Source organism: Pseudomonas sp. Tof1, from assembly GCF_055390395.1.
The window spans coordinates 3,925,102-3,951,420 of the sequence record NZ_AP024344.1 but is presented as its reverse complement, the minus strand read 5'-3'; the positions used below and the strand labels follow the sequence as shown (position 1 = coordinate 3,951,420).

23 protein-coding genes and 1 pseudogene are annotated in these 26,319 nt (G+C 65.1%); 9 read left to right on the top strand and 15 right to left on the bottom strand.

Annotated elements, in window-relative coordinates; translation table 11 throughout:
- Positions 1–48: 48 nt before the first annotated feature.
- From ACZ5KU_RS17825 to ACZ5KU_RS17815, 3 genes are all read right to left on the bottom strand, one after another.
- Positions 49–444: a RidA family protein gene (locus ACZ5KU_RS17825; RefSeq protein WP_054057679.1), complete on the bottom strand. Its 396-nt coding sequence runs from the start codon at positions 442–444 to the stop codon at positions 49–51.
- Positions 445–553: 109 nt separating this feature from the next.
- Positions 554–1,867 carry an ATP-binding protein gene (locus tag ACZ5KU_RS17820; RefSeq protein WP_464735931.1) on the bottom strand — a complete coding sequence of 438 codons (1,314 nt, stop codon included), beginning with the start codon at positions 1,865–1,867 and terminating at the stop codon, positions 554–556.
- Positions 1,864–2,604 carry a response regulator gene (locus tag ACZ5KU_RS17815; RefSeq protein ID WP_054057681.1) on the bottom strand — a complete coding sequence of 247 codons (741 nt, stop codon included), beginning with the start codon at positions 2,602–2,604 and terminating at the stop codon, positions 1,864–1,866. The genes ACZ5KU_RS17820 and ACZ5KU_RS17815 overlap by 4 nt, the downstream gene beginning before the upstream one ends.
- Positions 2,605–2,941: 337 nt before the next feature.
- On the opposite strand from ACZ5KU_RS17815, the gene ACZ5KU_RS17810 reads away from it, so the two are divergent.
- The 3 genes from ACZ5KU_RS17810 to fabV all read left to right on the top strand — a co-directional run bounded on the left by ACZ5KU_RS17810 (position 2,942) and on the right by fabV (position 5,269).
- Positions 2,942–3,211: a DUF2790 domain-containing protein gene (locus ACZ5KU_RS17810; protein WP_464735930.1), complete on the top strand. Its 270-nt coding sequence runs from the start codon at positions 2,942–2,944 to the stop codon at positions 3,209–3,211.
- A 62-nt stretch (positions 3,212–3,273) separates the two neighbouring features.
- Complete coding sequence (locus ACZ5KU_RS17805) at positions 3,274–3,486, top strand: hypothetical protein (RefSeq protein ID WP_464735929.1); 213 nt, start codon at positions 3,274–3,276, stop codon at positions 3,484–3,486.
- A gap of 586 nt (positions 3,487–4,072) precedes the next feature.
- A complete protein-coding gene (gene fabV, locus ACZ5KU_RS17800; RefSeq protein ID WP_054064414.1) occupies positions 4,073–5,269 on the top strand; it encodes an enoyl-ACP reductase FabV in 1,197 nt (398 codons plus the stop codon).
- A 139-nt stretch (positions 5,270–5,408) separates the two neighbouring features.
- Here fabV and ACZ5KU_RS17795 read toward each other — a convergent pair whose 3' ends face one another.
- Positions 5,409–6,224, bottom strand: a complete 816-nt coding sequence (locus ACZ5KU_RS17795; RefSeq protein ID WP_054057684.1) for an AraC family transcriptional regulator — start codon at positions 6,222–6,224, stop codon at positions 5,409–5,411.
- 154 nt (positions 6,225–6,378) lie between these two features.
- On the opposite strand from ACZ5KU_RS17795, the gene selD reads away from it, so the two are divergent.
- Both selD and mnmH read left to right on the top strand, forming a co-directional pair.
- Positions 6,379–7,413 (top strand): selenide, water dikinase SelD, encoded by a 1,035-nt coding sequence (selD, locus tag ACZ5KU_RS17790; RefSeq protein ID WP_054057685.1) that lies wholly within the window; start codon positions 6,379–6,381, stop codon positions 7,411–7,413.
- A pseudogene (gene mnmH, locus ACZ5KU_RS17785) lies at positions 7,413–8,509 on the top strand (tRNA 2-selenouridine(34) synthase MnmH). The gene selD and the pseudogene mnmH overlap by 1 nt, the downstream one beginning before the upstream one ends.
- Before the next feature lie 122 nt (positions 8,510–8,631).
- On the opposite strand, the gene ACZ5KU_RS17780 reads toward mnmH, so the two are convergent.
- Together ACZ5KU_RS17780 and ACZ5KU_RS17775 are read right to left on the bottom strand one after the other, a co-directional pair.
- Complete coding sequence (locus ACZ5KU_RS17780; protein ID WP_054064411.1) at positions 8,632–9,687, bottom strand: permease; 1,056 nt, start codon at positions 9,685–9,687, stop codon at positions 8,632–8,634.
- Positions 9,688–9,839: 152 nt separating this feature from the next.
- Complete coding sequence (locus ACZ5KU_RS17775; protein ID WP_054061526.1) at positions 9,840–10,277, bottom strand: Lrp/AsnC family transcriptional regulator; 438 nt, start codon at positions 10,275–10,277, stop codon at positions 9,840–9,842.
- A gap of 132 nt (positions 10,278–10,409) precedes the next feature.
- Here ACZ5KU_RS17775 and ACZ5KU_RS17770 point away from each other — a divergent pair, with 132 nt between their 5' ends.
- Positions 10,410–11,306, top strand: coding sequence for a DMT family transporter (locus tag ACZ5KU_RS17770; protein ID WP_054061527.1), 897 nt, complete (start codon positions 10,410–10,412; stop codon positions 11,304–11,306).
- Between the two features lie 67 nt (positions 11,307–11,373).
- On the opposite strand, the gene ACZ5KU_RS17765 is transcribed toward ACZ5KU_RS17770, so the two are convergent.
- Positions 11,374–12,156, bottom strand: a complete 783-nt coding sequence (locus ACZ5KU_RS17765; protein WP_054061528.1) for an SDR family NAD(P)-dependent oxidoreductase — start codon at positions 12,154–12,156, stop codon at positions 11,374–11,376.
- 101 nt (positions 12,157–12,257) lie between these two features.
- On the opposite strand from ACZ5KU_RS17765, the gene ACZ5KU_RS17760 reads away from it, so the two are divergent.
- On the top strand, positions 12,258–12,812 hold the full coding sequence (locus ACZ5KU_RS17760) for a TetR/AcrR family transcriptional regulator (protein WP_054064410.1): 555 nt from the start codon (positions 12,258–12,260) through the stop codon (positions 12,810–12,812).
- On the opposite strand, the gene cuyB is transcribed toward ACZ5KU_RS17760, so the two are convergent.
- Both cuyB and ACZ5KU_RS17750 read right to left on the bottom strand, forming a co-directional pair.
- Positions 12,762–14,279: a cysteate racemase gene (cuyB, locus tag ACZ5KU_RS17755; RefSeq protein ID WP_464735928.1), complete on the bottom strand. Its 1,518-nt coding sequence runs from the start codon at positions 14,277–14,279 to the stop codon at positions 12,762–12,764. The two genes, ACZ5KU_RS17760 and cuyB, sit on opposite strands and share 51 nt — an antisense overlap.
- Before the next feature lie 8 nt (positions 14,280–14,287).
- Positions 14,288–15,577 carry a dicarboxylate/amino acid:cation symporter gene (locus ACZ5KU_RS17750; RefSeq protein WP_054060382.1) on the bottom strand — a complete coding sequence of 430 codons (1,290 nt, stop codon included), beginning with the start codon at positions 15,575–15,577 and terminating at the stop codon, positions 14,288–14,290.
- 181 nt (positions 15,578–15,758) lie between these two features.
- Here ACZ5KU_RS17750 and ACZ5KU_RS17745 point away from each other — a divergent pair, with 181 nt between their 5' ends.
- A complete protein-coding gene (locus ACZ5KU_RS17745) occupies positions 15,759–16,670 on the top strand; it encodes a LysR substrate-binding domain-containing protein (RefSeq protein ID WP_054060381.1) in 912 nt (303 codons plus the stop codon).
- 7 nt (positions 16,671–16,677) lie between these two features.
- Here ACZ5KU_RS17745 and ACZ5KU_RS17740 read toward each other — a convergent pair whose 3' ends face one another.
- The 3 genes from ACZ5KU_RS17740 to ACZ5KU_RS17730 form a co-directional block, all read right to left on the bottom strand.
- Positions 16,678–17,607 (bottom strand): AEC family transporter, encoded by a 930-nt coding sequence (locus ACZ5KU_RS17740; protein WP_054060380.1) that lies wholly within the window; start codon positions 17,605–17,607, stop codon positions 16,678–16,680.
- Positions 17,608–17,738: 131 nt separating this feature from the next.
- Positions 17,739–18,818, bottom strand: a complete 1,080-nt coding sequence (gene ada, locus ACZ5KU_RS17735) for a bifunctional DNA-binding transcriptional regulator/O6-methylguanine-DNA methyltransferase Ada (RefSeq protein ID WP_054060379.1) — start codon at positions 18,816–18,818, stop codon at positions 17,739–17,741.
- Positions 18,819–18,912: 94 nt separating this feature from the next.
- Complete coding sequence (locus ACZ5KU_RS17730; RefSeq protein WP_054060378.1) at positions 18,913–19,614, bottom strand: 2OG-Fe(II) oxygenase; 702 nt, start codon at positions 19,612–19,614, stop codon at positions 18,913–18,915.
- A gap of 156 nt (positions 19,615–19,770) precedes the next feature.
- Between ACZ5KU_RS17730 and ACZ5KU_RS17725 the strand changes: the two genes are divergently transcribed.
- On the top strand, positions 19,771–20,370 hold the full coding sequence (locus ACZ5KU_RS17725) for a flavin reductase family protein (protein ID WP_054060377.1): 600 nt from the start codon (positions 19,771–19,773) through the stop codon (positions 20,368–20,370).
- Between the two features lie 104 nt (positions 20,371–20,474).
- Here the strand turns inward: ACZ5KU_RS17725 and ACZ5KU_RS17720 are convergent, their stop codons facing one another.
- From ACZ5KU_RS17720 to ACZ5KU_RS17710, 3 genes are read right to left on the bottom strand one after another with little or no spacing between them, the layout of a single operon-like run.
- On the bottom strand, positions 20,475–21,902 hold the full coding sequence (locus tag ACZ5KU_RS17720; protein ID WP_054060376.1) for an efflux transporter outer membrane subunit: 1,428 nt from the start codon (positions 21,900–21,902) through the stop codon (positions 20,475–20,477).
- Positions 21,886–23,049 (bottom strand): efflux RND transporter periplasmic adaptor subunit, encoded by a 1,164-nt coding sequence (locus ACZ5KU_RS17715; protein WP_054060375.1) that lies wholly within the window; start codon positions 23,047–23,049, stop codon positions 21,886–21,888. Before ACZ5KU_RS17715 ends, ACZ5KU_RS17720 begins: the two co-directional genes overlap by 17 nt.
- Positions 23,042–26,263, bottom strand: coding sequence for an efflux RND transporter permease subunit (locus ACZ5KU_RS17710; RefSeq protein WP_054060374.1), 3,222 nt, complete (start codon positions 26,261–26,263; stop codon positions 23,042–23,044). Before ACZ5KU_RS17710 ends, ACZ5KU_RS17715 begins: the two co-directional genes overlap by 8 nt.
- Between the last annotated feature and the right edge of the window lie 56 nt (positions 26,264–26,319).

Here is a 26,319-nt window from a genome sequence, read left to right as displayed (position 1 = left end):
AGGCCGGCGCCGACCGATGTCGGGCGCCAGGGATGAGGCGGAAGGTATTCAAGTGCGCTGTACCGCCACGCATTTGATCTCCACCAGCAGGCCGGGGTGCGCCAGTTCCGGGACGCCGATCGACGTCCAGGCACAGTGCCCGCGGGGAAAAACACGATTCTTGACCTCTCGAAAGATCGCCATGTGCTGGCTCATATTGACATGATAGGTGGTCATGTCGACCACGTCGTCAAAGCTGCAGCCGCCGGCTGCCAGTACCAGGCGCAGGTTTTCCCAGCAGGCGAGAAACTGGGCTTCGGGGTCCTGGATCACTTCCAGTGCCGCGGTTCGACCGACCTGTCCTGCGCAATACAGCGTCGTTCCGACCTTGACGGCGGGCGCGTAGCCGGCGCGTTCGACGATGTTCTGCATGGATGCTGGAACGATGATTTCGCGGTCTGCCATGGGCGGTTTTCCTGGTAGCTCTGAAAGCGGGCACTCGAGAAAGTGCCCTAGCATAGCTAAATCGCGCGCCCAGGTATGCCCCATTGCCGGGGCGGGAGGGGTAGAGGGTTCAAGGGTGTGCGACACCCAGTTGCAGCTCGGCGCACAGGCCGCCGCCTTCACGGTTGCTCAGGGTCAGCGAACCGCCCAGGGCCACCGCCAGTTGCTGGGCGATCGCCAGGCCCAGGCCGGTCCCGCCGGTGCTGCGATTGCGCGAGCTTTCCACTCGATAGAACGGCTTGAGCACTTCCTGCAGTTCCGCCTCGGCGATGCCGGGGCCGCGGTCGAGGACCAGGATCGAGATGCCCTGGTGGGCCCTGGAGCGCACTTCCAGCTGCGCGGCACCGGCGAACTTCAGGGCGTTGTCCACCAGGTTGACCAGCACCCGGCGCAGGGCATGGGGGCGGACCTCGATCAGCGCGCCGTTCTTGCCCGTCAGTTCCACGGCCTGGCCGGTGTCCTGGTAGTCGAACACCAGGCTGTCGAGGAACGAGTCCAGGTCGATGCGGCAACTGAGTTCGGTCGCGCCATGTACGCTGCGGGCATAGGCGACGCCTTCGCGGACCAGGTGCTCGATTTCTCCCAGGTCCTGCCAGAGCTTGTCTTTCTCTGGCGATTCGTCCATGAATTCGGCACGCAGTTTCATGCGGGTGATCGGCGTCTGCAGGTCATGGGAAATCGCCGCCAGCAGTTGCATGCGTTCCTTGAGGTAGTCGGCGATGCGCTTTTGCATGGCGTTGAACGCCGTGGCGGCATGGACCACTTCCGAGGGGCCGCTTTCGTCCAACTGCACGCCGTGGGTGTTGGGGTCGAGGTTCTCCACCGCCTGGGCCAGGCGGGTCAGCGGGCGCACGGCGATCCGCACGGCCAGCCAGGTGCAGCCGAGCATCAGCAGCAGTTGCCCGACCAGCACCGCTGGCAGCCAGGGTGACATCGGGGCCAGGGACGGGCGCACGTCGATGGTCACCGGGCTGCCGTCCTTGAGGGTCAGGTGGGCCTGGAAGTGTTTCACCGGCCCTGGAATGTCGCTGAAGGTCACCGGGTAGTCCGGGCCGAGGGCTTCCTCGATCGACGGCACGGCGATCGGCAAGTCGCCCGGACTCATGGGCACGCCGTGGCTGCCTTCGTCGAGCAGGTAGCCGTAGTTCTTGCGTGCCAGGCGTGGCAGCCAGCTTTCGCGTTCGACCGCCGGCAGCCGTTCGAGAATGGCGATGGAGGTCGACACGTCAGTCTCCAGGTTGCCGAGCATGGCGTTCTTGGCGCTTTCGTAGCGTTCATAGGATTGCGCGCCGAACGACAGCGCCTGGGCCAGGATCAGGCACACCAGGAAGATCAGCGACAGTCGCGAGGCGAGGGTGCGCGGCCAGTGCAGCACGCGCCTCATGCCTCGGCACCCAGCAGTTCCACCGGCAGCGAGAACACATAACCTTCGCTGCGCACGGTCTTGATGTAGGCCGGTTCGCGGGCGTCATCCAGCAGGCGCTGGCGCAGGCGGCTGACCAGCAGGTCGATGGAGCGGTCGAACAGGTCGGCGTCGCGGCCCTGGGTGAGGTTGAGCAACTGGTCGCGGTTGAGCACCCGTTGCGGATGGTCGAGGAATACCCGCAGCAGGCGGTATTCGGCACCGCTCAGGGCGACCATGGTGCCGTCCTGGTCGAGCAGGTGGCGGGCGGTGGTGTCCAGCTTCCAGCGTCCGAAGCCCAGCAGGCGGCCGCTTTCGGTGACCACCAGGTTGGGTGGCAGCATCCGTGTGCGGCGCAGCACGGCATTGATCCGGGCCAGCAGTTCGCGGGCGGCGAAGGGTTTGACCAGGTAGTCGTCGGCCCCCATTTCAAGGCCGATGATGCGGTCGGTTTCGTCGTTGCGCGCGGTCAGCATCAGCACCGGGGTGGTCTTGTGCTTGCCGGCACGCAGCTCGCGGCACAGCAGCAGGCCGTCGTCGCCGGGCATCATGATGTCGAGCACGATCAGGTCCACCGGGGTGGTTTCCAGGAAGGCGCGCATCTGCCGGCCATCGGCGACGACCGTAGTGCGCAGGCCGTTCTTCTTCAGGTAGTTGCCGACCAGTTCCCTGATTTCCCGGTCATCGTCAACGATCAAGATGTGATCGACATGTTCCATCGGTCCGACCTCTGTCAAAAATGGTTAGGGCGCAGTCTAGCGACAAGCGCCGCGCTTGCCTGCCACGCTTTGTATTGCAGTGTATCTGGCGGGCGACGGATACATGGATATGCAAAAAAGTCGGCTCATGGGCGAACGCGCTGATCATCCTCGGCAAAATCCGGCTGGCCGGCGTTCGGCATCGGTGTGTATCGCACTGTATCCGACGGCGCTCCAGACACTTGAGCTTGAGCAGCGACCTGTTTGCGACACACAGGGGATACCTGGCGGGCATTCAATGAGCCCCATCGAGGCAACGGTACTCGACCTCACTGAAGCCAACCAGAAGGAAATGACCATGAACAGCAAACCCCTCTTCGCCGCCTGCCTGTTTGCCGCCCTGAACGTCTGCACCCTGTCGGCCCGCGCCGAGTCCCTGGGTCAGTCGCAGCCTGAAACCTACCGCTATGGCAGCCACCTGGACGTGCGCAAGGTGCTGTCCCTGAGCCAGGACGAAGGGCCGGAGTGCAGCGTGGTCAACGCCCGGATGACCTACCTCGATTCCCGGGGCGAACAGCACATCCTGGCCTACCGCAAGTTTTCCGATATCTGCCACGAGGGGAATTGAGCCTTGGAACGTTTCGCCCTGGCCGTGTTTGGCCTTTTACTTCTGATACGAGAGTGCATGCCATGAACCACGTGAGAACCTACCTGAGTGCGATCGCCTTTTCCCTGGCCGGTGCCGCCGTACACGCTGATGCCGCGACCGAAAAACGCCAGTGCCCCGACGGCCAGTGCTTCCAGCTGACACCGGTGGGCGAGCAGCAGACGGCGCCACTGCTGGGTGAGAACGGCTCCAGCCGTACGCCGCAGGGTCGCTACCTGGACGACATGCAGGCTTGAGTTTGCGCCGCTGCCGGTTTAGACCCGTACGATGGAATGACTGCGCAAGGAGTTCGAGAGGGGGGAATTGCCGGGGTGGGCGGCTGCCCGGTGGTTGCTGGCGCTGGTAAAAAAAAGCTACTGCACAGGGAGTGCAGTAGCTGAAGTCTTAACCAAAGGATGATGAAGAAGAGTATGGCCCAATGACCGTTCCGGCAGCGTGCCGGAAACCGCTTGAGGCATAACTTTGCCATCGGGGAGCACGGTATCATCGTCCCCGGGTTATCGCTTATCAGCTGCATCAATAGTGATTATTGATACAAAACTGCCCGATTGTATCGAGTAGCGTGTTAGATGCAGCCCCGCTGTGTTCAGTGCTCTCCGATAAAGAGGAGCGGCGGGCCAGGGGCTGGGCGACCTGGCGTTGCGGCCCGATGTAGCTGAAGGTCAGGGTCTTCCAGCCGAGCAAGGCAGGGGCTTTTGCATTCCCCGATGACAACCGATGTTGTAAAAGCAGTGACGCATGGGCTTTTCGAGCGTCTACGACTAGAATCCGCGACGTTATCATCACCAGCGTCGATACAGGCCTAAGAGAAAAGGGGACCTTATGATCATCAAACCACGCGTTCGTGGCTTTATCTGTGTGACCACTCATCCGGTGGGCTGCGAAGCCAATGTCAAGCAACAGATTGACTACGTCACCCAGCAAGGCCCGGTCAACGACGGACCGAAGAACGTCCTGGTGCTCGGCGCCTCTACCGGCTATGGCCTGGCTGCACGTATCACCGCCGCATTCGGTTGCGGCGCCAAGACCCTCGGCGTGTTCTTCGAACGTGAGGGCGACGAAGGCAAGCTGGGCACCGCCGGCTGGTACAACAGCGCCGCGTTCCACAAGTTCGCCGAGGCCGAAGGCCTGTACGCCAAGAGCATCAACGGCGATGCCTTCTCCGACGAGGTCAAGCGCCTGACCATCGAAACCATCAAGCGCGACCTGGGCAAGATCGACCTGGTGGTCTACAGCCTGGCGGCTCCGCGTCGTACCGACCCGAAAACCGGTGAAGTCTACAGCTCGACGCTCAAGCCGATCGGCAAGTCGATCACCCAGCGTGGCCTGAACACCGACAAGGAAGTGGTTGCCGAAACCACCCTGGAGCAGGCGACCGAGGAAGAAATCGCCGGTACCGTCAAGGTCATGGGTGGCGAGGACTGGCAGCTGTGGATCGACGCGCTGGACGAAGCCGGCGTGCTGGCCGAAGGCGCCAAGACCACCGCCTTCACCTACCTGGGTGAGAAGGTCACCCACGACATCTACTGGAACGGTTCCATCGGCGCGGCCAAGAAGGACCTGGACCAGAAGGTCCTGAAGATCCGCGAGCGCCTGGCCGCCAAGGGCGGCGACGCCCGTGTGTCGGTACTCAAGGCCGTGGTCACCCAGGCCAGCTCGGCTATCCCGATCATGCCGCTGTACCTGTCGCTGCTGTTCAAGGTGATGAAGGAGCAGGGCGTTCACGAAGGCTGCATCGAGCAGGTCTATGGCCTGTACAAGGACAGCCTGTACTCGCCGACCCCGATCCTCGACGAAGATGGCCGCCTGCGCGCCGACTACAAGGAACTGGCCCCCGAGGTGCAGGACCTGGTCGCCAAGCTGTGGAACGAGGTGACCACCGAGAACCTCAACGAATTGACCGACTTCGCCGGCTACAAGGCCGAGTTCCTGCGCCTGTTCGGTTTCGGTATCGAAGGTGTGGACTACGACGCCGACGTCAGCCCGGACGTGGCGATCGCCAACCTGATCCAGGCCTGAGTCGCGCCTGAGGCATCGATCGACCCGTGCGGTGAGCCGCACGGGTCATTGCCTGAAGCCGATCGCAGGTGCCATGCCCGGCGCCTGCGACTCACCCCCTCCCTCCACGGGCTGCCGCCCGACGCTGTCGCTGCCGTTTTCAATCCGCCAGCCGTTGCATCTTCGCCCAGTGTCCCGGCGCCAGGCCGAAGGTACTGCGGAATTGCCGGGTCATGTGGCTCTGGTCGGCGAACCCGGCCATCAACGCCGCCTCGCCCAGCGAACGGCCCTGTGCCAGCAACGAGCGCACCAGGTCCAGCCTGCGCATGCTCAGGTAACGATAGGGGCTGGTGCCGAACAACAGGCGGAAATCCCGGCTCAGGGCCCAGCGATCGCGGCCACTGTGCTCGGCCAGTTCGTCGAGGGTCACGGTACGGTCCAGTGCACTGTGAATGAACTCGCGGGCGCGTTCCGCCGCCTGGTAGTCGAAGCTGCGCCGCTGGATCGGTGCGCCACAGACGGCATTGAGTGCGTGGGCCAGTTCGAAGATCGCATCCTGCTCCTGCAGTGGGTCGAGGGCATGGTCCATGTTCTGCAGCAGGGTTTCGGTGGCGATCCGCAGGCGTGGGTCGGCGCTCAGCCCGCCGGGGACGAAGGGCAGGGGCTGGCCGCCCAGCGCGGCCTGGATCAGCGACGGCTGGAGGTAGATCATCCGGTACTGGAAGCCGTGGTGGGTGCCGGCATGGCCATCGTGGACTTCATCCGGGTGCAGCACCATGGTCCCGCCGGGCAGGCTGTGGCGCTGGCTGCCGCGGTACTTGAAACTCTGCACACCGGCCAACGTCCGGCCAATGGCATAGGTGTCATGGCGATGGGGGCTGAAACGGTGGCCATGGAAGAACGCTTCGAAACGCTCCATATGGCTGGTCTGCGGTGCGCGCTGCACCCAGTCGACGCTCGGCGTGTGTGTGCCCATGGTCCTGCCTGTTTTTATCTCTTTATTACCGGCCTGATAGTAAAGGAAAACGCTGGCAGGCGCCGCTTTGCCGCAGGCTTGCGGTTTTGCCCGACGGGTCGGGCAGGCCCGGGTCTGTTAGAATCGCAGGACTTTGATACTGCGAGGTTGACCGATGAGCGAACCGATTCGCCTGACCCAGTACAGCCACGGTGCGGGCTGTGGCTGCAAGATTTCGCCCCAGGTGCTGGAAGTGATCCTGGCCGGCAGCGGGGCCCAGAACCTCGACCCGAAACTCTGGGTCGGCAACGCCTCGCGCGACGATGCGGCGGTGTACGCCATCGATGAAGAGCGCGGCGTGGTTTCGACCACCGACTTTTTCATGCCGATCGTCGATGACCCCTTCGACTTCGGCCGGATTGCCGCGACCAATGCCATCAGCGACATCTACGCCATGGGCGGCGACCCGTTGATGGCCATTGCGATTCTCGGCTGGCCGGTGAACGTACTGCAGCCGGAGATCGCTCGCGAGGTGATTCGCGGCGGGCGTGCCGTGTGCGACGCCGCCGGCATCCCGCTGGCCGGCGGGCATTCGATCGATGCGCCCGAGCCGATCTTCGGCCTGGCCGTTACCGGGCTGGTGGACAAGCGCAACATGAAGCGCAACGACACCGCCACGGCCGGCAGCATCCTCTACCTGACCAAGCCCCTGGGCATCGGTGTGCTGACCACCGCGGAAAAGAAAGGCAAGCTGCGCAGCGAAGACGTCGGTGTGGCCCGTGACTGGATGTGCACCCTGAACAAGCCGGGCAGCCGTTTCGGCCAGTTGGCCGGGGTGAGCGCCATGACCGACGTCACCGGCTTCGGCCTGCTCGGCCATCTGGTGGAAATGGCCGACGGCAGTGGCCTGACCGCCCGTATCGTGTACGAGCAGGTACCGCGCCTGGCGACGGTCGAGTACTACCTGGAGCAGGGCTGCATTCCCGGCGGTACGCTGCGCAACTTCGACAGCTATGCCAGCAAGGTCGGTCCGCTGCGTGAGCTGCACAAGCGTGTGCTGTGCGATCCGCAGACCAGCGGCGGCCTGCTGGTGGCCGTCACTCCCGAAGGGCAGGCGGAGTTCCTTGCCGTTGCCGCCGAGTTGGGCCTGAGCCTTGAGCCCATCGGTCAACTGGTGGAGCGACAGAGCCATGCGGTAGAGGTGTCCTGATGCCAGGCGATATCACCGACTACCGCACACTGTTTCTCGACGATGTACCGATGATGGATGCCCGGGCCCCGGTCGAGTTCGCCAAGGGCTCCTTCCCCGGCGTGGTCAATCTGCCACTGATGAACGACCTGGAGCGTCAGCGGGTCGGTACCTGCTACAAGCAGCACGGCCAGCAGGCGGCCATTGCCCTCGGACACCAGCTGGTGTCCGGCGAGGTCAAGGCCGCCCGGCTGCAGGCCTGGGTCGACTTCACCCAGGCCCACCCGGACGGGGTGTTGTACTGTTTTCGTGGCGGCCTGCGTTCGCAGATCGTCCAGCAATGGCTCAAGCAGGACGCGGGCATCGACTACCCGCGGGTGGGCGGTGGCTACAAGGCCATGCGGACCTTCCTGATGCAGACCGTCGAGCAGGCGGTGGAGCAGGCCGACTTCGTGCTGCTGGGGGCATGACCGGCACCGGCAAGACCGACGTCATCCTTCAGTTGAGCAACAGCCTCGACCTGGAAGGGCACGCCAACCATCGCGGCTCCAGCTTCGGCAAACGGGCCACCGGGCAGCCGTCCAACATCGACTTCGAGAATCGCCTGGCGGTGGATCTGCTGAAGAAGCGCGCCCGCGGTATCGAGCAGTTCGTGGTCGAGGACGAGAGCCGCATGGTTGGGCGTTGCGCCTTGCCGCTGGCGTTGTACCAGGGCATGCAGCGCTTTTCCATGGTCTGGCTCGAGGACAGTCTGGAGAGCCGCGTCGAACGTATCCTGCGCGATTACGTGGTGCAGCTCTGCGCGGAGTTCATTGCCGTTCATGGTGAGCACGGCTTCAGGCTGTTCAGCGAGCGTTTGTTGGGCAGCCTGGACAACATCCACAAGCGCCTGGGCGGCGAGTGCCATGGGCGGATGCGGGCACTGATGGTCGATGCCCTGGTCGAGCAGGAGCGTACCGGTAACGTCGAGTTGCACCGGGCGTGGATTCTGGGGCTGCTCAACGAGTACTACGACCCGATGTACGTGTTCCAGCGCGAGAAGAAAGGCGTGAGGATCGAGTTCGCGGGCGATCAGGCGGCGGTACTGGAGTATCTCGGGACCCGCACTCGACGCTGAGCGTTCGCCTGTAGGCGCCGGGCTTGACCGCCAATGGGATCTTGAGGCCGCCAAAGGCTTCGCGGGCAAGCCCGGCTCCTACCGACAGAGTCCGGGCCTGCCCTCTACAGAGCAGGGGTCGGTCAGAGCACTGTCCACGCGACGAGACCGCTGACAATCCCGACCAGCATGGTCAGCACCGCCACGGTCACCAGCACCCGGGCATCGAAGTCCTTGCGCAGCATCAGCAGCGACGGCAGGCTGATGCTCGGCAGGGTCATCAGCAGCGCCACCGCCGGTGCGGTGCCCAGGCCGAGGGTCATCATGGTCTGCACGATCGGGATTTCCGCCGCCGTCGGGATCACGAACAGCGTCCCGACCACCGCCAGTGGCACCAGCCACAGCAGGCTGTTGCTCATGGCACCGTCGACATGGGGGAACAGCCAGACCCGCGCCGCGCCGAGCAGCAGCACCGCCAGGATGTAGATCGGGATCGTGCTCCAGAACAGTTGCCAGAGGGTCTTGCCCCAGCGTGCGAAGAAGTGCTGATCGCTCGCCGTGCTGGCCTCGACCACCGCTTCCACGGCCGGCTCCGGCAGGGTATCGGGCCGGGCCACCCGCTGGGCGATCAGCGACACGCCGAGCACCAGCACCAGGCCGGCCACCAGGCGGATCGCGCTGAAGCCCCAGCCGAGCACGAAGCCCATGAACACCAGGGTCGCCGGGTTGAGCACCGGGTTGGCGATCCAGAACGCCAGCGCCGCGCCGACCGAGACATTCTGCCGGCGCAGGCCGGCGGCGACCGGTGCCGCACAGCAGGAACACATCATGCCGGGCAGGGCGAACAGCCCGCCGCGCAGGGTCGAGCCGAAACCGGCGCGGCCGAACAGGCGCAACAGCCAGTCACGGGGAATCAATACCTGCAGCAGCGAGCCGAGGATCACCGCCAGCACCGCCGCTTTCCAGATCGCCAGGAAATACACCTGGGCATAGGCCAGGGCGGCGGCCACCGGTGAGCCCGGATTGTCGTTGATGATCGAGCCGCCGATGCTATGGCTGTCCGCGGCGACGAAGGCCTTGGCGTAGTAGGGCGACCACTTGACGTAGTACAGGCCGATGGCGGCGATGGCGAGAAACAGCAGCGGTTTCCACCACAGCGACCAGCCCCGGGCAGGGGCGGTGGAGGAGAGTGAAGTCATGGCGAGCGGGCTCTGAAGGAGAGTGAAGGATATCGGGTGAATGATAACCCAGGGGCTGCGCTTCGCGATGTTATCCGGGTGATATCTGATGTTTCCGGGTCGTCCGATAGCGACCTTTCATTCACCGAGACACTGACTGTAAAGCCCCAACCTCACGCCATCGGCGGCAGCCGCCGCTTCACCGGTGTCTTCTTGACGATCGCGGTATTGGTCTCCGCATGGCTGTTGAGCCGGTCGAGCAGGGTATCCAACTGCTCCATGTCCCGCACATGCAACCGGGCGATGAAGCAGTCATCGCCCGTGACCTTGTCGCATTCGGTGAACTCGGGAATCGCCTGGATCTGCCGTTCCACCTCGTGCAACTGGCCGGGCAGCGGGCGGATCCGCACGATCGCCTGCAACAGGTAGCCAAAGGAGCGGGGCTCGACCTCCAGGGTGTAGCCCCTGATCACGCCACGTTCTTCCAGGCGGCGCAGGCGCTCGGCTACGCTGGGGGCGGACAGCCCGCTGATCTGCGCCAGGGCCTTGAGCGAGCGCCGGGAGTCTTCCATCAGCGCCGTGAGCAGGAGTTGGTCAATTGCGTCGGTCATCTTGGTCTCGTAAGGTAAAAACGGCAGTCAGCCTTGATCATAAAGGCAAAATCGCAGTTTAGCCTTTTATAGTCACTGGAGACGCCGCTGTCGCGCTTGGCATACTTTCGCCATCTGCCAAGGAGCTCAATCATGTCTCAATCACTGCATCGCGGGTCGCTGGAAATGGTCGCGGCCATGCTGATTTCCGGAACCATCGGCTGGTTCGTGCTGGTGTCCGGCCAGCCGGTACTCGACGTGGTGTTCTGGCGCTGCCTGTTCGGTGCGCTGACTCTGCTGGCGATCTGCGCCGTCATGGGCTTTCTGCGCCCGGGCATCCTGAGCCGCACCACCTTCCTGCTGGCGGTGCTCAGCGGGGTGGCGATCGTCGGCAACTGGGTGCTGTTGTTCGCGTCCTATTCCCGTGCCTCGATCGCCATCGGCACGGCGGTCTACAACGTCCAGCCGTTCATGCTGGTGGGGCTGGCGGCGCTGTTTCTCGGCGAGAAGATCACCGCGCAGAAGCTGTTCTGGCTGGGCCTGGCCTTTGCCGGAATGCTGGCGATCGTCAGTGCCCATGGCCAACAGGGTGAAAGTGGCGGCGATTACCTGCTGGGCATCGTGCTGGCGCTCGGTGCCGCGCTGCTGTATGCCTTTGCCGCGTTGATCATCAAGCGTCTGGCCGGTACGCCGCCGCACCTGATCGCGTTGATCCAGGTGGCCACCGGGACCCTGCTGCTGGCGCCCTGGGCGAACCTGTCGGTGCTGCCGGTCGGGGCCAGTGCCTGGGGCAGCCTGGTGACTCTGGGCATCGTTCACACCGGGGTGATGTACGTGCTGCTGTATGGCGCGATCCAGAAACTGCCGACGGCGTTGACCGGCGCCCTGTCGTTCATCTACCCGATCGCGGCGATCCTCGTCGACTGGTTCGCCTTCGGCCATCGCTTGCAGCCGCTGCAGTGGCTGGGGGTGACGGCGATCCTGCTGGCGGCGGCCGGCATGCAACAGGGCTGGACGCCCTGGAGCCGCCGGGTCGTCGCCCGGGGTTGACTGCCCCCCTGCGGGAGCCGGGTCCCACAGGCACAGTGGCATGGCACAAGCCCGGTGGGGGCACCGATCAGGCGCGATAGCGGGCTGCCGGCAGTACCTGCATGTAGTTGGGCAGCATTGCCTGGCGCGCCGCTTCCAGAGCCTGCCACTGGGTTTCGTCCGGCAACGGTGGGATGGTCACGGTTTCGCGACGATCGAAGCCCACCAACGCCGCATCCACCAGGTCTTCGACTTCCATCACCGCCTGCAGGTCCTCGATCCGCTTGCCGGAGCGCTCCCAGATTTCGGTACGGGTGGCGGACGGCAGGACGGCCTGGACATACAGCCCCTTGGCGCCCAGCTCGATGTTCAGGCCCTGGCTCAGGAACAGCACGAACGCCTTGCTCGCCCCGTAGACGCTCATTTGAAGCTCCGGCGCCAGGCCCACCACCGAGGCGAGGTTGATGATCGAGCCGCCACCGCTGCGGGCCAGGCGCGGGGCGATGGCGTTGCTCAGGCGGGTGAGGGCGGTGATGTTGAGGGTGATGATCTGGTTGACCAGCTCCGGCGTCTGTTCGATGAAACTGCCGGCGCCACTCATGCCGGCATTGTTGACCAGGATACCGATGCTGGCGTCGTCCCTGACCCGCGCCTCGATCCCGGCCAGCTCGCCGGCATCGGTGAGGTCGGCCTGCAGCACCTCCACGTTCACCCCGGTTTCCGCGCGCAGGCGTTCGGCCAGCGCTTCCAGGCGTGACTTGTCCCGGGCGACCAGCACCAGGTCGTGTCCGCGTTTGGCGAAACGGTCGGCATAGACGGCACCGATACCGGTGGAAGCGCCCGTGATCAGGACGGCGGGTTTGATGGTCATGGCGGGAATCCTCGTTGGCTGGAATTAATCATGATGGTCATCATGTTTATTAAATATGATATTCGTCATGTATACTGTCAAGCCTGTCAACGGAGGTTCGGATGAAAGTCAGTCGCGAGCAGGTTGCGCAAAACCGCCTGAAGATCCTTGAAGTCGCCGGCCGACTCTTTCGGGAGCATGGCTACGAGGCGGTCAGCGTCGCCCAGGTGATGAAGGCCGCAGGAATGACCCACGGTGGTTTCTATGGCTACTTCGCCTCGAAGGATGAGCTGGTGGTCGAGGCCCTGGCGCATGTGGCCTCGACCTCGCCGACGGTGGGCGATGACCTGGCCGGCTACATCTCTCGCTACCTGAGCAGCGACCACCGAGAGGATTGCGCGGGCGGCTGCCCGCTGGCCGGACTGGCCACGGAAACCCGGCGCCAGTCCGCCGAGGCGCGGGCGCAGATGACCCGCAGCATCGGCCGGCAACTCGAACGCCTGACGCAGGACATGCCGGGCGCCTCGACCGAGGAGACCCGGCGTGCCGCCACCGGCAGCCTGGCGACCCTGGTTGGCGCCCTGGTGCTGGCGCGGGTCTGTGACGACCCGCAGTTGGCCGAGCGGCTACTCGACGACAGCCGCCAGTGGCTGCTGGAGAAGAACCGTATCGGCTGAGCGCGGCGGTGTGCCCGCCAATGCCTGCTGCACGCAGCGCAGGGCGAGCAGGGTGGTGGGGTCGACCAGGCTGACCACGCCGCTGTCCAGCTCGAAGCGTTCGGCATGGGGCAGGATCAGCGGCAGTTCGGTGCAGCCGAGGATCAGCACCGAAGCGCCCGCCTGGCACAAGTGGTTGGCGGCTTCGAGCAACTGCTCGCGGCACAGGCCGTCGGTGTGCCCGGCCTTGACCCCGCGTTCGCCGTAGATCGCTGCCATCACCCGTGCCTGCATGGCTGGCTGCGGGACGATCAGTTGCAACCCCCACTGCCGGGCCACGTCGTGGTAGACCCGGCTCTGCACCGTTCCCGACGTTGCCAGCAGGCCGACGCTTTTGCCGGCACCATGCTGCTCGGCGATGTGCCGGATGGTTACGTCGAGCATGTTGATGATCGGTGTCTTCAGATAAGGTTGGATCCGCTCGACGAACGCATGGGCGGTATTGCACGGGATGGCGATGGCATGCGCGCCTTCCTGCTCCAGGCGTTTGCAGGTGGCATACAGCGCCATGCTCGGGTCGGTGGCCTGGTGCAGCAGGTTGGCGGTGCGGTCGGGGATCTGCGGGTTCTGCTCGACCACCATGCGGATATGCTCCTGGTCCCTGTCCGCCGGTGTGTGGCGGATCACCTTGGCCATGAAGTCGACCGTGGCCGCCGGGCCGACGCCGCCGACGATGCCCAGCTTGAAGCGTGGCGCGGGCGCCGGTTCGCTGGCGTGGATGGCGTAGTCGCTGTAGACCCGGTTGGCATCGAGCAGGGCGATGCCGCGCCGTTGCAGGTCCTGGCTGACCAGTGACAGTTCGGTCAGCCCCGGCAGGATCAGCGCGACGCCCTGCTCCTGCAACTCCACGCAGACCTGGTGCAGGAGTTCCAGCGGCGCCCCGTCGAACTGGCCGTCCTTGATCCCGTCGACGCCGTACATCGCTTCCATCAACCGTGCCTGGTTCTCTGTACCGGGATAGACCAGTTCATGGCGGTCGGCGAAGTAGCGTTCGAACAGCCCGCTGTGGCGCACATAGTCGGAGGTCAGGATACCCAGCCGGCCGCCTTCGGGCAGCGTGCGCTCGACCTGCTGGCGCAGGGCATGCAACAGGTCGAAGACCGGGATGCCCAGCTCGGCCTGGATCTCCTCGCGAAAGGTATGGCTGGCAATACACGGCAGCAGGATCGCATCGGCTCCGCCGTTCTCCAGCGACTGGCACATCTGGAAGGCGTAGAACTTGCGCGAGCTCATGTTGGCGTCTCGGTCCAGCGGCAGCAGCACGTCCTTGAACGGGTGCTGCTCGAACAGGAAGTGGTAGCGCCCCTGGTCGGCAAGCACCGGGCGGCTGCTGATCAGCTTGTTGAACAGGTCGGCGCCGGCCAGTGAGCCAAGCCCTCCGACAATGCCGAAGGTCTTGCCGGGAGAGGTGGATTTTTTCGCGTTCATGACGGTACTCAAGCCAGGGATTGCGTGGGTTGCACCGGGGCGGCCGGCTCGGCGGCGGTTTCGCCGGGTTGCGCGCTGTCCTCCCTGCTCGCCACTACGGCGGTGGCGATGCTGTTGCCGACGATATTGGTCGCGGTACGGGCCATGTCGAGGAACTGGTCGATACCGAGGATCAGCAGCAGGCCGGCCTCGGGCAGGTTGAACATCGGCAGGGTCGCCGCGACCACCACCACCGAAGCGCGGGCCACGCCGGCCATGCCCTTGCTGGTGACCATCAGCGTCAGCAGGATCAGCACCTGCTGGGCGAAGCTCAGTTCGATGTTGTAGGCCTGGGCGATGAACATCACGGCGAAAGCCTGGTACATCATCGAGCCATCGAGGTTGAACGAGTAGCCGAGCGGCAGCACGAAGCTGGAAATCCGCTTCGAGGTGCCGAATTTCTCCAGGGCGTCGATGGTCTTGGGATAGGCCGACTCGCTGCTCGCGGTGGAGAACGCCAGCAGCACCGGTTCGCGGATCAGCTTGCCCAGGCGCCACACCGAGCGCCCGAGGAACAGGCGCCCGATGCCGAACAGGATCGCCCACAGCACCAGGATGCCGACATAGAACTCGCCGATCAGCTTGCCGTAGTCCAGCAGCAGGCCCAGTCCTTCGGTGGTGAGAGCCGCGGCGATGGCGCAGAACACGCCGACCGGGGCGAAACACATCACGTAGTCGGTGATGCGGAACATGATTCTGGCCAGTTCATCCACCAGATTGCTGATGCCGACATACCCCTGTTTCTTGAGGAAGGACAGGGCAAAACCGAAGAACAGCGAGAACACTACGATCTGCAGGATCTCGTTGTTCGCCATGGCTTCGGCGATGCTGCGCGGGAACACATGGCTGATGAAGGCCTTGAGGCTGAAGTCGCCGACATTCACTGGTGCCGCGCCGCTGTTGGCGGCTGGCGCCACGAGGTTCAGGCCGGCGCCGGGCTGGAACAGATTGACCAGCAGCATGCCGATCAGCAGCGACAGCAGCGAGGCGCTGACGAACCAGATCATCGCCCGCAGGCCGATGCGGCCGACGGAGTGCGAACTGCCCAGGCTGGCGATGCCACCGACCAGGGTGGCGAACACCAGTGGGGCGATGATCATCTTGATCATGCGCAGGAAAATATCGGTGACCAGGCTGAAGTAGCCGGCCAGTTCCCTGGCCGCCCTGGCATCGCCGGCGTAGTGGTGGCAGGCCCAGCCCACCAGGATGCCGAGGCCGATCGCCAGGGCGATTTGCTTGGGAAGTCGTTTGCTGTTCACAGGAGCACCCTCAATGACCGTTCGTTGTTTTTTTTGTCACGGGGCCAGTCTATGGCTGGGGAAAGGGCTCGTTGATGAGTAAATGCCATACACTGATGCGTAATCGGAATAGTTTGCCGACGGTGATTGCCCGACACTGGCGGCTGCTCACGCCCAGCCCTCCTCAGCAGTGGGAATCACCATGCAGATCAAGTGGATAGACGACATCCTGGCGGTTGCCGAACTGAAGAACTTCTCCCGCGCGGCGGAGGTGCGCTGCATTACCCAGTCCGCGCTGTCGCGACGGATTCGTTCGTTGGAGGAGTGGGTCGGCGTGGAACTGGTGGACCGCGGCACCTACCCGGTGCAACTGACGGCCGCCGGACGGACCTTCTGCGAACAGGGCAGGGAAACCCTTGCCGACCTGCAGGAGCTGCGCGCGACCCTGCGCCGGGGCGACCGGATGCCCGGGCGTTCGATCCAGGTGACCGCCGGGCACAGCCTGTCCATGACCTTCCTGCCCAAGTGGCTGATGCGCTTCCAGCGTGGCAATGCCGGTTTCAACGCGCGGGTGGTGGCCGCCAATATCCATGATGCGGTCATCGCCCTGGCCGAGGGCGGTTGCGATCTGATGATCGGCTATCACCATCCCCAGGCGCCGATCCTGCTCGACCCGGAGAAGTTCATCAGCCTCACTCTCGGGCATGATTCACTGATCCCGGTCTCGGCACCGGACAAGCGCGGCCGGCCGCTGCATGCCCTGCCCGGGAAAAAGCAGGCACCGCTGCCGTACCTGGCCTACACCGCGACCACCTTCCTCGGACGGGTGGTGGAGGTAATCCTGAAAAATGCCGCAAGCCCCTGCGAACTGGACCGCTGCTACGAGGCCGACATGGCCATGCTGCTGATGAAGATGGCCCAGGAGGGGTATGGCATTACCTGGCTCCCCGAAAGCGCGGTGCAGGATGAATTGCACAAGGGCACGCTGGTCCGGGCCGGTAGCGCGCACTGGAGTGCCGATCTGGAAATCCGTTCCTACTGCTCGGTGGCCAATGCCAACCCGACCATGCGCGAGTTGTGGAAGTCGCTGGAGGCCGAGCGCCGGCCTGCCTGAGCGCGCCTCAGTTGCCGATCAGGTACAGGCAGATCGACAGGGTCACCAGCGAGCCCAGGGTCGAGACCAGGATCGTGCTCGACACCAGTGAGGCTTCGCGCTTGTAGTACTCGGCCAGCATGAACGGCCCGGTGCCGGTGGGCAGGGCACTGAGCAGCAGTGCCGAGTGGGCCCACAGCGGCGGCAGATGAAACACCCTGAACGCCAGGAACCCGGTCAGCAGCGGGTGCGCCACCAGCTTGAGCAGCACCAGCAACGTCACGCCCTGGCGTGGACCCTGTTGCTTGTGCGCCAGGAACAGTCCGAGGGAAATCAGCGCGCAGGGGATGGTCGCCGCACCGAGCAGGCTGAGAAACTTCTCCGCCGGTGCCGGCAGCGGGGCGCCACCCCAGGCCCAGAGGGCACCGAGCAGCGGCGACACCACCAGCGGGTTTTTCGCCAGGGCCAGCAGCACCTTGAAGACGATCCGGTGCACCTGGCGCTCGGCCTGCAAGCCGATCTCGATACACACCAGCGCCAGGCCGAACAGCACGCAGACCACCAGCAGCGAAGCGATCAGCGCCGGTTCCAGGCCGTTCTGGCCGAGCACCATCACGCACAGCGGAATGCCGATGTAGCCGGTGTTGGCATAGGACGCGCTCAGGGCATCGATGCTGGCATCGGCGAAATGCCCGGCCTTGCGCCAACGCAGCAACAGGGTCAGGGCGAAGATCGCCAGGGTGCTCAGGGTGAACGCCAGCACGAAGCCGGGATGCCAGATCTGCTCCCAGGTTGCCGTCGCCGTGGCCTTGAACAGCAACGCCGGCAGGCACAGCCAGACCACCATGCGATTGATCTCCGAGGCCGCGTTGGGCCCCAGGCGGTGGGTGCGACGGCAGATGAAGCCGACCAGGATCAGGGCGAAGATGGGCAGCAGGACACTCAATACGGAGGACATCGAAGCTGAAGCCTTGGGCATGCGCGGATGGGTGGGGAAGGGTAAGGGGGAGATCGTTAGCTTGCAATCCTTCTTTGCCGGTGATGGCTCGGCAGGGTCGCGCCGGCAGCCAAGGCGCGACCCACGGACCATCATTGCGCCTCGCGGTCGAGCAACTGCCGCTTGCGCTCCACGCCCCAGCGATAGCCGGACAGGTCGCCATCGCTGCGCACCACCCGATGGCAGGGAATCGCCACCGCCAGGCTGTTGGCCCCGCAGGCCTGGGCCACGGCACGGAAGGACTTTGGCGCGCCGATCATTTTCGCGATCTCGGCATAGCTGGCGGTGCTGCCCACCGGAATCGTGCGCAGCGCTTGCCAGACCCGCTCCTGGAAGGCCGTGCCGCGCAGGTCCAGTGGCAGGTCGAGGCCAATCGCCGGGGCTTCGACAAAGCCCACCACCTTGGCCACCAATTGCTCGAAGTCGGCATCGCCACCGATGAAGTGGGCCCTTGGGAACTTGTCCTGCAGGTCCCGCGCAAGTGTCTCCGGATCGTCGCCCAGGAGGATGGCGCAGACGCCGCGCTCGCTCTGTGCCACCAGGATCGCCCCCAGGGAACACTGGGCGATGGCAAAGCGGATTTCGGTATTGCTGCCACCGGCCCGGTAGTCGGACGGTTTCATGCCCAGCACCGCGTCGCTGGCTGCGTAGAAGCGGCTGCTGGCATTGAAGCCGGCACCGTAGAGCGCATCGGTGACCGAGCTGCCACGGGCCAACTGTGCCCGCAGCCTGCCGGCCCGGTGGGCGGCGGCGTAGGCCTTGGGTGTCAGGCCGGTATGGGCCTTGAACACCCGGTGGAAGTGGAACGGGCTCAGTCCCAACTGCTCGGCCAGGGGGTTGAGCGAGGGCAGGCTGTCCGATGCCTCGATCAATTGGCAGGCACGGGTGACCAGGGCCACCTGCTGCTGGTGGCTGGCGGTCTGGTCGGCGGCGGCCCGGCGGCTGGGTCGGTAACCGGCGGCCTCGGCCTGTTCGGCGCTGTCGAAGAACTCGACATTCTCCGGCCGTGGGCGCCTTGCACTGCTGCTGGGGCGGCAATACACGCCGGTGGTCCGCACGCCGTAGACGAAGTCGCCGTCGGCGCTGGCGTCGCGGTTCAGGACTGCCTGCCAGCGTGGGTCGTTTTCCACGGTACTGGCCTGGCGTGAAGCAACCTGGGTCGAAGTGTTCATGCTGTTCTCCTGTCGGATAAGCCGGTTTCGTTCAGTCTGCGGCGCTGGCCAAAACGGGGAACTCCGAGTCTTGCGGTTGAATTCTACTGCCTGTTCAGGTGGCGTCGTGAAAGATGATCCCCAGGGTGTGCCGACGGCCCGAGTTTACGCGGCTGACGCCATGGCGCATGTTCACCCGGTAGCAGCCGCGAGTGCCTTCCACCGGCCGCTGCGCCACCGCGAAGATCAGTCCGTCACCCTGTTGCAGCGCGGCCACCTGGGGGCGACTCTGCCTGCGCGGACGTTGTTCGGTGAGGACGAATTCGCCGCCGGTGAAATCCCGCCCGGGCCTGGACAGCAGGATGGCAACCTGCAGGGGAAACACCTGTTCGCCGTACAGGTCCTGATGCAGGCAGTTGTAGTCGCCGGCGCCGTATTGCAGCAGCAACGGCGTCGGGCGCTGCTGGCCGGCGGCATGGCAACGCTGCAGCAGGGCCTGGTGGGTGATCGGGTAGACATCGTGCAGTTGCAGGCGGCGGTTCCAGTCGTTGGCGATCAGGGCCAGGGGCGGATAGAGCGCCGTGCGCAGTTGGTGCACCAGGGCTGGCAGTGGGTAGTTGAAGTACTGGTATTCGCCCTGACCGAAACCGTGGCGGGCCATGACCACCCGCGAGCGAAACGCGGTCTGTTGCGGATACAGGGCGACCAGCTCCCGGCACTGTTCGGGGCTCAGCAGGCCTGGGAGCAGGGCATTGCCCTGCCGGTCGAGGTCCTGGCCGATCGCCTGCCAGTCGAGTGCGTGTATCAGGGTGTGCATGATATGAGGGCCTTGAGCTGTGTTCAGGCCAACAGTCTGCTGCGCTGACCGTGGCGCCACACTCCGACTCTTGCGCTTGAATTACCGGGACGGGGCTGGGTTTCTCCTACGCGCTCCCCTAGGATATTTATCTTTGCCCTGTCAGGATTTTCCCCGATGTCCGCCGCCCACCGCCTTGCCGTGCCCCTGTCCAAAGCCTACCGCCTGCTCAACCACGGGCCCACCGTACTGGTCAGTGCGGCACACGATGGGCAGCGCAATATCATGGCTGCGGCCTGGGCCATGCCGCTGGATTTCGAGCCGCCCAAGGTGGCGGTGGTGCTCGACAAGTCGACCTGGACCCGGCGCCTGCTGGAAGCCTCGGGCAGCTTCGTGCTGCACGTACCCTGCGTCGCCCAGGCGGACATCGTGCAAACCGTGGGTACCACCTCCGGCCTGGAACTGGGCCAGAGCCACAGTCGCGACAAGTTCGATGCCTATGGCCTGGAGACCTTCAAGGGCGAGCATCTCGAGGCTCCCCTGGTGGAAGGCTGTGTCGCCTGGCTCGAATGCCGCCTGTTGCCGGAGCCGCACAACCATGAACAGTACGACCTGTTCCTGGGCGAGGTGATCGCCGCCCAGGCCGATTCGCGGGTGTTCAGTGACGGGCGTTGGCACTTTGAAGGACACGACTCGCTGCGCACCTTGCACCATGTCGCCGGCGGGCATTTCCTCACGATTGGCGACGCCGTGGACGGCCAGGTGTTGAAGCTGTAAATCAGATCCACAGGCCGACACCGGTCGAATGCCCCATCGGCCGTTGCCAGCAATTGCGATGTTGGGCAGTGATCTGGTTTACATCCGCGAGCCTGCTTCCAGCGTCAGCCCTGGCCTTGCGGGCTCCAGCCCCCACCCAACGCCACCATCAGCCCGACACTGGCCTGCAACTGCCGGGTCTGCAGGGCCTGCAACTGTCGTTGCGCCTGCAGGGCGGCGGCCTGCGCGGTGACCACATCCAGGTAGTTCACCGCGCCAGCCTGGTAGCTGTTCATCGCCAGGGTCTGGGTGTGCTGCGCGGCATTCACCGCAGCCTGTTCGTCCCGGGCTTCCTGCTGCAGGTCGCGCAGTTGCGCCAGGTTGTCCTCGACCTCCCGCACCGCCCGCAATACATGGCTGCGGTACTGGGCGGACGCTTCCTCGAACTCCGCCTTGGCCTGCTGCTCCTGGGCACTGATCCGCCCACCATCGAAGATCGGCAGGTTGACCAACGGCCCCAGCGCCCAGTAACGGTTACCCGCCGACAGCAGGTTACCGACGCCCTGGGTCTGGCCGCCGACCAGGCCGGTCAGGCTGAAGTCGGGGTACCAGGCGGCCTTGGCCACGCCGATCCCGGCATTGGCGGCGAACACCCGGCGTTCGGCGGCGGCGATGTCGGCACGACGTTGCAGCAGGTTGCTCGGCAAGGCGCCTGGCACTTGGGGAATCGCCAGGATCTGCGGCGTCGCGGCCAGCTGGAAGTTGCTCGCCGACTCCCCGACCAGTTCGGCGATCGCATGCTCGGCCAGGTTGCGTTGCCCACGGACTTCGTCCAGTTGCGCCTCGGCTTCGGCCAGCTGGCTCTGGGCACGGGTCAGGTCGAGTTCCGAAGCGATCTTGCCTTCGTAGCGATCACGGGTCAGTTGCAACGCCTGGCTGTAGTCGTCCAGCGAACTGGAGAGAATCCGGCTCTGGGCATCCAGGCCATTGAGCTGGATGTATAGGCTTGCCAGTTGTTGCTGCAGGCTCAGCCGTGCCACCGCCAGGTCGTCGGCCGAAGCCTGGGCCCGGGCGTCGCCGGCGGCGACCTGGTTGCGGATACGGCCCCACAGGTCGAGGTCGAAGTTCAGCGCGAAACCGGCGGTGTTGCTGTTGTACACCGAAGGCTGGGTGCTGCCGCGCAGTGGGCGGTTGTCCGATTGCCGCTGGCGTTCGGGCTGGGCACTCGCGCTGATCTGCGGGAACAACCCGGCATGCAACTGGCTGGCGTAGGCCTGGGCACCGTCATAGTGGGCCAGGGCCGCCGCCAGGTCCGGGTTGGCCGTGAGCAGGCGCTGTTGCAGGTCGTTCAGGTGCTCGTCCTGGAACAGCAGCCACCACTGGCTGGACAACGGGTCGCCAGGCCTGGCCAGGTGCCAGGGGCCGTCGCTGGTCTGTTCGCGGTACTGCGCCGGCAGGTCGATCTGCGGCACCTTGTAGGTCGGGGCCAGCGAGCAGCCTTGCAGGCCGGCGATCAATAGCAGCCAGGCGCCGAGTTTAAGCTTTGCGGGCATGCTGTCCTCCGGCGTCGGCGAGTTTCACCAGGTCACCTTCGCGCAAGGCGTCCGGCGGGTTGTCGATCACGGTGTCGGCGGGCTTCAGGCCCTGGTCGATGACCAGGCGTTCACCCAGGTCCAGGCCGATATGGATATCGCGCAGGTGCACGTGTTTCTGCGCATCGAGCACCGCCACCTGGGTGCCCTTGGCGCGGAAGATCAGGGCGCTGGCGGGAATGCTCACGCCGTGGGTATCGGCCGGCACCGGGAGAGTCGCCTCGGCGTAGTCGCCCGGCAGCAGGGCGTTGTCCGGGTTGTCGGCGACGAACTGCGCCAGCAGGGTGCCGGAGCGCGCATCCACGGCTGTCGAATTGCCCACCAGGCGTGCGCTGAAGGTCTTGCCGGGGTGTTCCGGCACGCTCAACCGCACCTGCAGGCCGGGACGAATGACGCTGGCGTAGTTCTGCGGCACTGGCACATACAGCCGCAACTGGTGGGTATCGGCGATATCGAACAGTTCCGGATCGCTGTCGCTGTCGGCCTTGATCAACTGGCCGATGTCGGTGTTGCGGGCGGTGATGGTGCCGCTGAACGGGGCGCGGATGGTCTTGTAGGCCTCCAGCGCCGCCAGCCGTGCGTAGTCGGCCTCGGCGGCCTGGGCATTGGCCCGTGCCGCCGCCGCGTTGGAGCTCTTTTCATCGGCCTCCTGTTGTGACACCGAATGGGTGCTCACCAGGTTCTTCCAGCGGGTCGCGGTGGTCTGCGCCAGGCGCGCGTTGGCCTGTTCCTGCAGCATATGGGCATGAGCCTGGGCAACCTGCTGGTCGAGGTCCGGGCTGTCGATCCGGGCCAGGACCTGGCCGGCCTGGACCTGGCTGCCGATGTCACTGGTCCAGTCCTTGAGGTAGCCGCTGACCCGCGCATGGATCGGCGCCTTGCTCCAGGCCTCCAGGCGGGCCGGCAGGCGCAGGGTGTCGCCGGCAGCGTTCTGCGTTGGCTGGAACACGCTGACCATTGGCACGGCGGCGGCTTCGGTCCAGGCGGTCACGTCCCGTTCGTGGCGGGTTCGCGCGGCAATCCCGTTGGCCACCAGCAGCGCTGCCAGGGTCAGGCCGCCGACGCCCAGGTAGAGCAGGCGTTTGCCCGAGGGTTTGCGATCAGTCATGAGTCATTTCTCCAGCTACGGCGCGAAGGGGTTGTCGGCGACCATGCACCAGGCTGAACACCACGGGGACGAACAGCAGGGTGGCAGTGGTCGCCAGGATCAGACCGCCGATCACGGCGCGTCCGAGGGGGGCGTTCTGTTCCTGGGAGAGGGCCAGCGGCAGCATGCCGATGATCATCGCCAGGGCGGTCATGCAGACCGGGCGAAAACGGGTATAGCCGGCTTCCAGGGCGGCCTTGAGGGCATCGCCGTGCTCGGCCAGGCGTTCGCGGCAGAAGCTCACCACCAGGATCGAGTTGGCGGTGGCCACGCCCATGCACAGGATGGCACCGGTCAGCGCCGGCACCGACAGCGAGGTGCCGCTGAGGAACAGCATCCAGACGATCCCGGCCAGGGCCGCGGGCAGGGCGGTGATGATCACGAACGGGTCGATCCAGGACTGGAAGTTGACCACGATCAGCAGGTAGATCAGCACCACCGCGCCGAGCAGGCCGAAGCTCAGGCCGCTGAAGGCTTCATGCAGGGCGTCGATCTGCCCGTGCAGGCTCACCACCGCCCCCTTGGGCCGCAGCGATGCCGCATCGTCGAGGATCTTCTGCACGTCATGGGCCACCGCTCCCAGGTCACGGCCCTGGACGTTGGCGTAGAGATCCAGGGTCGGCTGGATGTTGTAGTGGGTCACCACCGCCGGGCTGGGGACCCGGTTGATGGTCGCCAGGCCACCGAGGATCTGCGACTGGCCGTTGCTGCCGGTCACCGGCAGGGCTTCCAGCGCGGGCAGGCTGTCGAGGCGGTATTGCGGAGTGGCCGCGACCACGCCATATGACACGCCGTTGGCCGGGTTGAGCCAGAAGGTCGGGGCCACCTGGGAACTGCCGGCCAGCGAGGCGACCATGCTGTTGGTGACGTCACGTTCGGTGATTCCCAGGCCCTTGGCGCGCATCCGGTCGACGTTTACCTGCAGCGACGGATACCCCTCGGACTGCTGGATCCGCAGGTCGGCGATGCCCGGCACGTGTTGCAGGCGACGCTGCAGTTCCACGGCGAACTTGCGGTTCTCCTCGGCACTGCGGCCGGAGATCTTCACGTCCAGCGGCGCCGGGGCACCGAAGTTGAGGATCTGGCTGCTGATGTCGGCGGGCAGGAAGGCGAACTGGCTGCCGGGGAAGCTTTCCGGCAGGGCGCTGCGCAGTTGCTTGACGTAGTCGGCGGTCGGCTTGTGACCGGGCTTGAGCGTCACCTGGATATCGCCGTCCTGCGGGCCGATGGTACCGCTGCTGCTATAGGCCATGTCGATGCCGCTCAGCGGGATGCCGATGTTGTCGACGATGTTCTCCAGCTCCTCGGCGGGAATGATCTCGCGAATCCGTGCCTCGATACGGTCGAAGGCCGCGGCGCTTTCCTCGATCCGCGAGCCCAGTGGCAGCCGCACATGCAGGGCCAGGGCGCCGGCGTCGGTGGCCGGGAAGAAGTCCTCGCCCAGACTCGGCAGCAGGGCGAAGGAGGCCAGCACGCAGCCGAGGAAACCGAGCACGAAGCGCCGGCGGCAACCCAGGGCGAGGGTCAGCAGACCATGGTAGACGTCGCGCACGGCGGAGAAGCCGCGCTCGAAGCTCTGCTGGAAGTTCAGCAGGCCCTGCAGCAGCGCATGGCGCTGGCGACCGTGCTGATCGCCTTCGTGATGATTGATGAACGCATCTTCCGGATGGTGGCCGGGACCGCCCTCGAGCACGTGGGGCTTGAGCAGGAACATCGCCAGGGTCGGCACCAGGGTCCGCGACAGGATGAACGAGCTGGCCATGGCGAAGATCACCGCCAGGGCCATTGGCCGGAACAGGTAGCCGGCGATGCCCTGCAGCATGAACATCGGCACGAACACGATGCAGATACACAGCAGCGAGACGAACGCCGGGCCGACGATCTGTCTGGCGCCGTCGAGAATCGCCGTCTTCACCGCCTTGCCCTGTTCCAGGTGCCAGTTGATGTTCTCGATGGTCACCGTCGCATCGTCCACCAGGATCCCCACCGCCAGCGCCAGCCCGCCGAGGGTCATGACGTTGAGGGTCTGGCCGGTGGCCGCCAGCAGCGCGATGGCCGAGAGCACCGCGAGCGGGATCGAGGCGGCGATGATCAGGGTCGAGCGCCAGCTGCCGAGGAACAGCAGGATCATCGCGCTGGTCAGCAGGGCGGCGATGATCCCTTCACGGGCCACGCTGCCCACCGATTCCTTCACGAACACCGAGGCATCGCCCAGCAGCGAGGTCTTCAACTCTGGCGGCAGGGTCTCGTTGATCAGCGGCAGCATGCTGCGGATGCCGTCGACGATCGACAGGGTGGAGATGTTGCCGTTCTTCATCGCCGGCATCAGCACTGCCCGCCGGCCGTCGACCCGCACGACGTTGGTCTGTGGCGGCGAGCCGTCACGTACGTGGGCCACCTGGCCGATGGTGATCAGTGCACCGTCGACGGTCTTGATCGGCAGGTCGTTGAGTTCGTCGATCACCTTCGGGCTGTTGTTGAGCAGCACGGTGTATTCGTAGGGGCCGAGCTTGGCGGTCCCCACCGGGATGATCTGGTTCTGCGCCGCCAGCGCATTGCCGACGTCCTGGGCCGACAGACCCTTGGCGGCCAGCGCCTGGGGATCGAGGTCGAGGGTGATCTGGCGCTGTTTGCCGCCCATCGGGGTCGGCAGGGCCAGGCCGGGTACCGAGGTCAACGGCAGGCGGATGTTGTTCTGCACCAGGTCGCGGATTTTCGCTTCCGACAGGGTTGGGCTGGAGAATGCCATCTGCAGGATCGGTACTGTCGAGGCGTTGTAGTTGAGGATCAGCGGCGGAGTGATGCCCGGCGGCATCTGTTTCAGTACGGTCTGCGACACCGCTGTCACCTGGGCGTTGGCGGTGCGGATATCGACGCCGGGCTGGAAGAAGATCTTGACGATGCCCATGCCGGGCAACGATTGCGACTCGATGTGCTCGATGTCGTTGACCGTGGTACTCAGCGAGCGCTCGTAGGTATAGATCACCCGGCCGGCCATGTCGTCGGGGGACAGGCCGTTGTACTGCCAGACCACCGCCACCACCGGGATGCCGATATCGGGAAACACGTCAGTGGGCGTACGCAGGGCCGCCAGCGGCCCGATGATGCAGATGAAAATCGCCAACACGATGAACGTGTACGGCTTGAGCAGTGCGGTCTTTACCAGCCCGAGCATGCCTTGAACCTCCGGGGAGTGGAATTGCAAACCCCGGCAGTCTTGCCGCTGGAACC

Bases quoted from the DNA above. Each gene is read 5' to 3' on its own strand.
- ACZ5KU_RS17825 (WP_054057679.1), bottom strand. From the start codon at position 444: ATGGCAGACCGCGAAATCATCGTTCCAGCATCCATGCAGAACATCGTC.
- ACZ5KU_RS17820 (WP_464735931.1), bottom strand. From the start codon at position 1,867: ATGAGGCGCGTGCTGCACTGGCCGCGCACCCTCGCCTCGCGACTGTCG.
- ACZ5KU_RS17815 (WP_054057681.1), bottom strand. From the start codon at position 2,604: ATGGAACATGTCGATCACATCTTGATCGTTGACGATGACCGGGAAATC.
- ACZ5KU_RS17810 (WP_464735930.1), top strand. From the start codon at position 2,942: ATGAACAGCAAACCCCTCTTCGCCGCCTGCCTGTTTGCCGCCCTGAAC.
- ACZ5KU_RS17805 (WP_464735929.1), top strand. From the start codon at position 3,274: ATGAACCACGTGAGAACCTACCTGAGTGCGATCGCCTTTTCCCTGGCC.
- fabV (WP_054064414.1), top strand. From the start codon at position 4,073: ATGATCATCAAACCACGCGTTCGTGGCTTTATCTGTGTGACCACTCAT.
- ACZ5KU_RS17795 (WP_054057684.1), bottom strand. From the start codon at position 6,224: ATGGGCACACACACGCCGAGCGTCGACTGGGTGCAGCGCGCACCGCAG.
- selD (WP_054057685.1), top strand. From the start codon at position 6,379: ATGAGCGAACCGATTCGCCTGACCCAGTACAGCCACGGTGCGGGCTGT.
- ACZ5KU_RS17780 (WP_054064411.1), bottom strand. From the start codon at position 9,687: ATGACTTCACTCTCCTCCACCGCCCCTGCCCGGGGCTGGTCGCTGTGG.
- ACZ5KU_RS17775 (WP_054061526.1), bottom strand. From the start codon at position 10,277: ATGACCGACGCAATTGACCAACTCCTGCTCACGGCGCTGATGGAAGAC.
- ACZ5KU_RS17770 (WP_054061527.1), top strand. From the start codon at position 10,410: ATGTCTCAATCACTGCATCGCGGGTCGCTGGAAATGGTCGCGGCCATG.
- ACZ5KU_RS17765 (WP_054061528.1), bottom strand. From the start codon at position 12,156: ATGACCATCAAACCCGCCGTCCTGATCACGGGCGCTTCCACCGGTATC.
- ACZ5KU_RS17760 (WP_054064410.1), top strand. From the start codon at position 12,258: ATGAAAGTCAGTCGCGAGCAGGTTGCGCAAAACCGCCTGAAGATCCTT.
- cuyB (WP_464735928.1), bottom strand. From the start codon at position 14,279: ATGAACGCGAAAAAATCCACCTCTCCCGGCAAGACCTTCGGCATTGTC.
- ACZ5KU_RS17745 (WP_054060381.1), top strand. From the start codon at position 15,759: ATGCAGATCAAGTGGATAGACGACATCCTGGCGGTTGCCGAACTGAAG.
- ACZ5KU_RS17740 (WP_054060380.1), bottom strand. From the start codon at position 17,607: ATGTCCTCCGTATTGAGTGTCCTGCTGCCCATCTTCGCCCTGATCCTG.
- ada (WP_054060379.1), bottom strand. From the start codon at position 18,818: ATGAACACTTCGACCCAGGTTGCTTCACGCCAGGCCAGTACCGTGGAA.
- ACZ5KU_RS17730 (WP_054060378.1), bottom strand. From the start codon at position 19,614: ATGCACACCCTGATACACGCACTCGACTGGCAGGCGATCGGCCAGGAC.
- ACZ5KU_RS17725 (WP_054060377.1), top strand. From the start codon at position 19,771: ATGTCCGCCGCCCACCGCCTTGCCGTGCCCCTGTCCAAAGCCTACCGC.
- ACZ5KU_RS17720 (WP_054060376.1), bottom strand. From the start codon at position 21,902: ATGCCCGCAAAGCTTAAACTCGGCGCCTGGCTGCTATTGATCGCCGGC.
- ACZ5KU_RS17715 (WP_054060375.1), bottom strand. From the start codon at position 23,049: ATGACTGATCGCAAACCCTCGGGCAAACGCCTGCTCTACCTGGGCGTC.
- ACZ5KU_RS17710 (WP_054060374.1), bottom strand. From the start codon at position 26,263: ATGCTCGGGCTGGTAAAGACCGCACTGCTCAAGCCGTACACGTTCATC.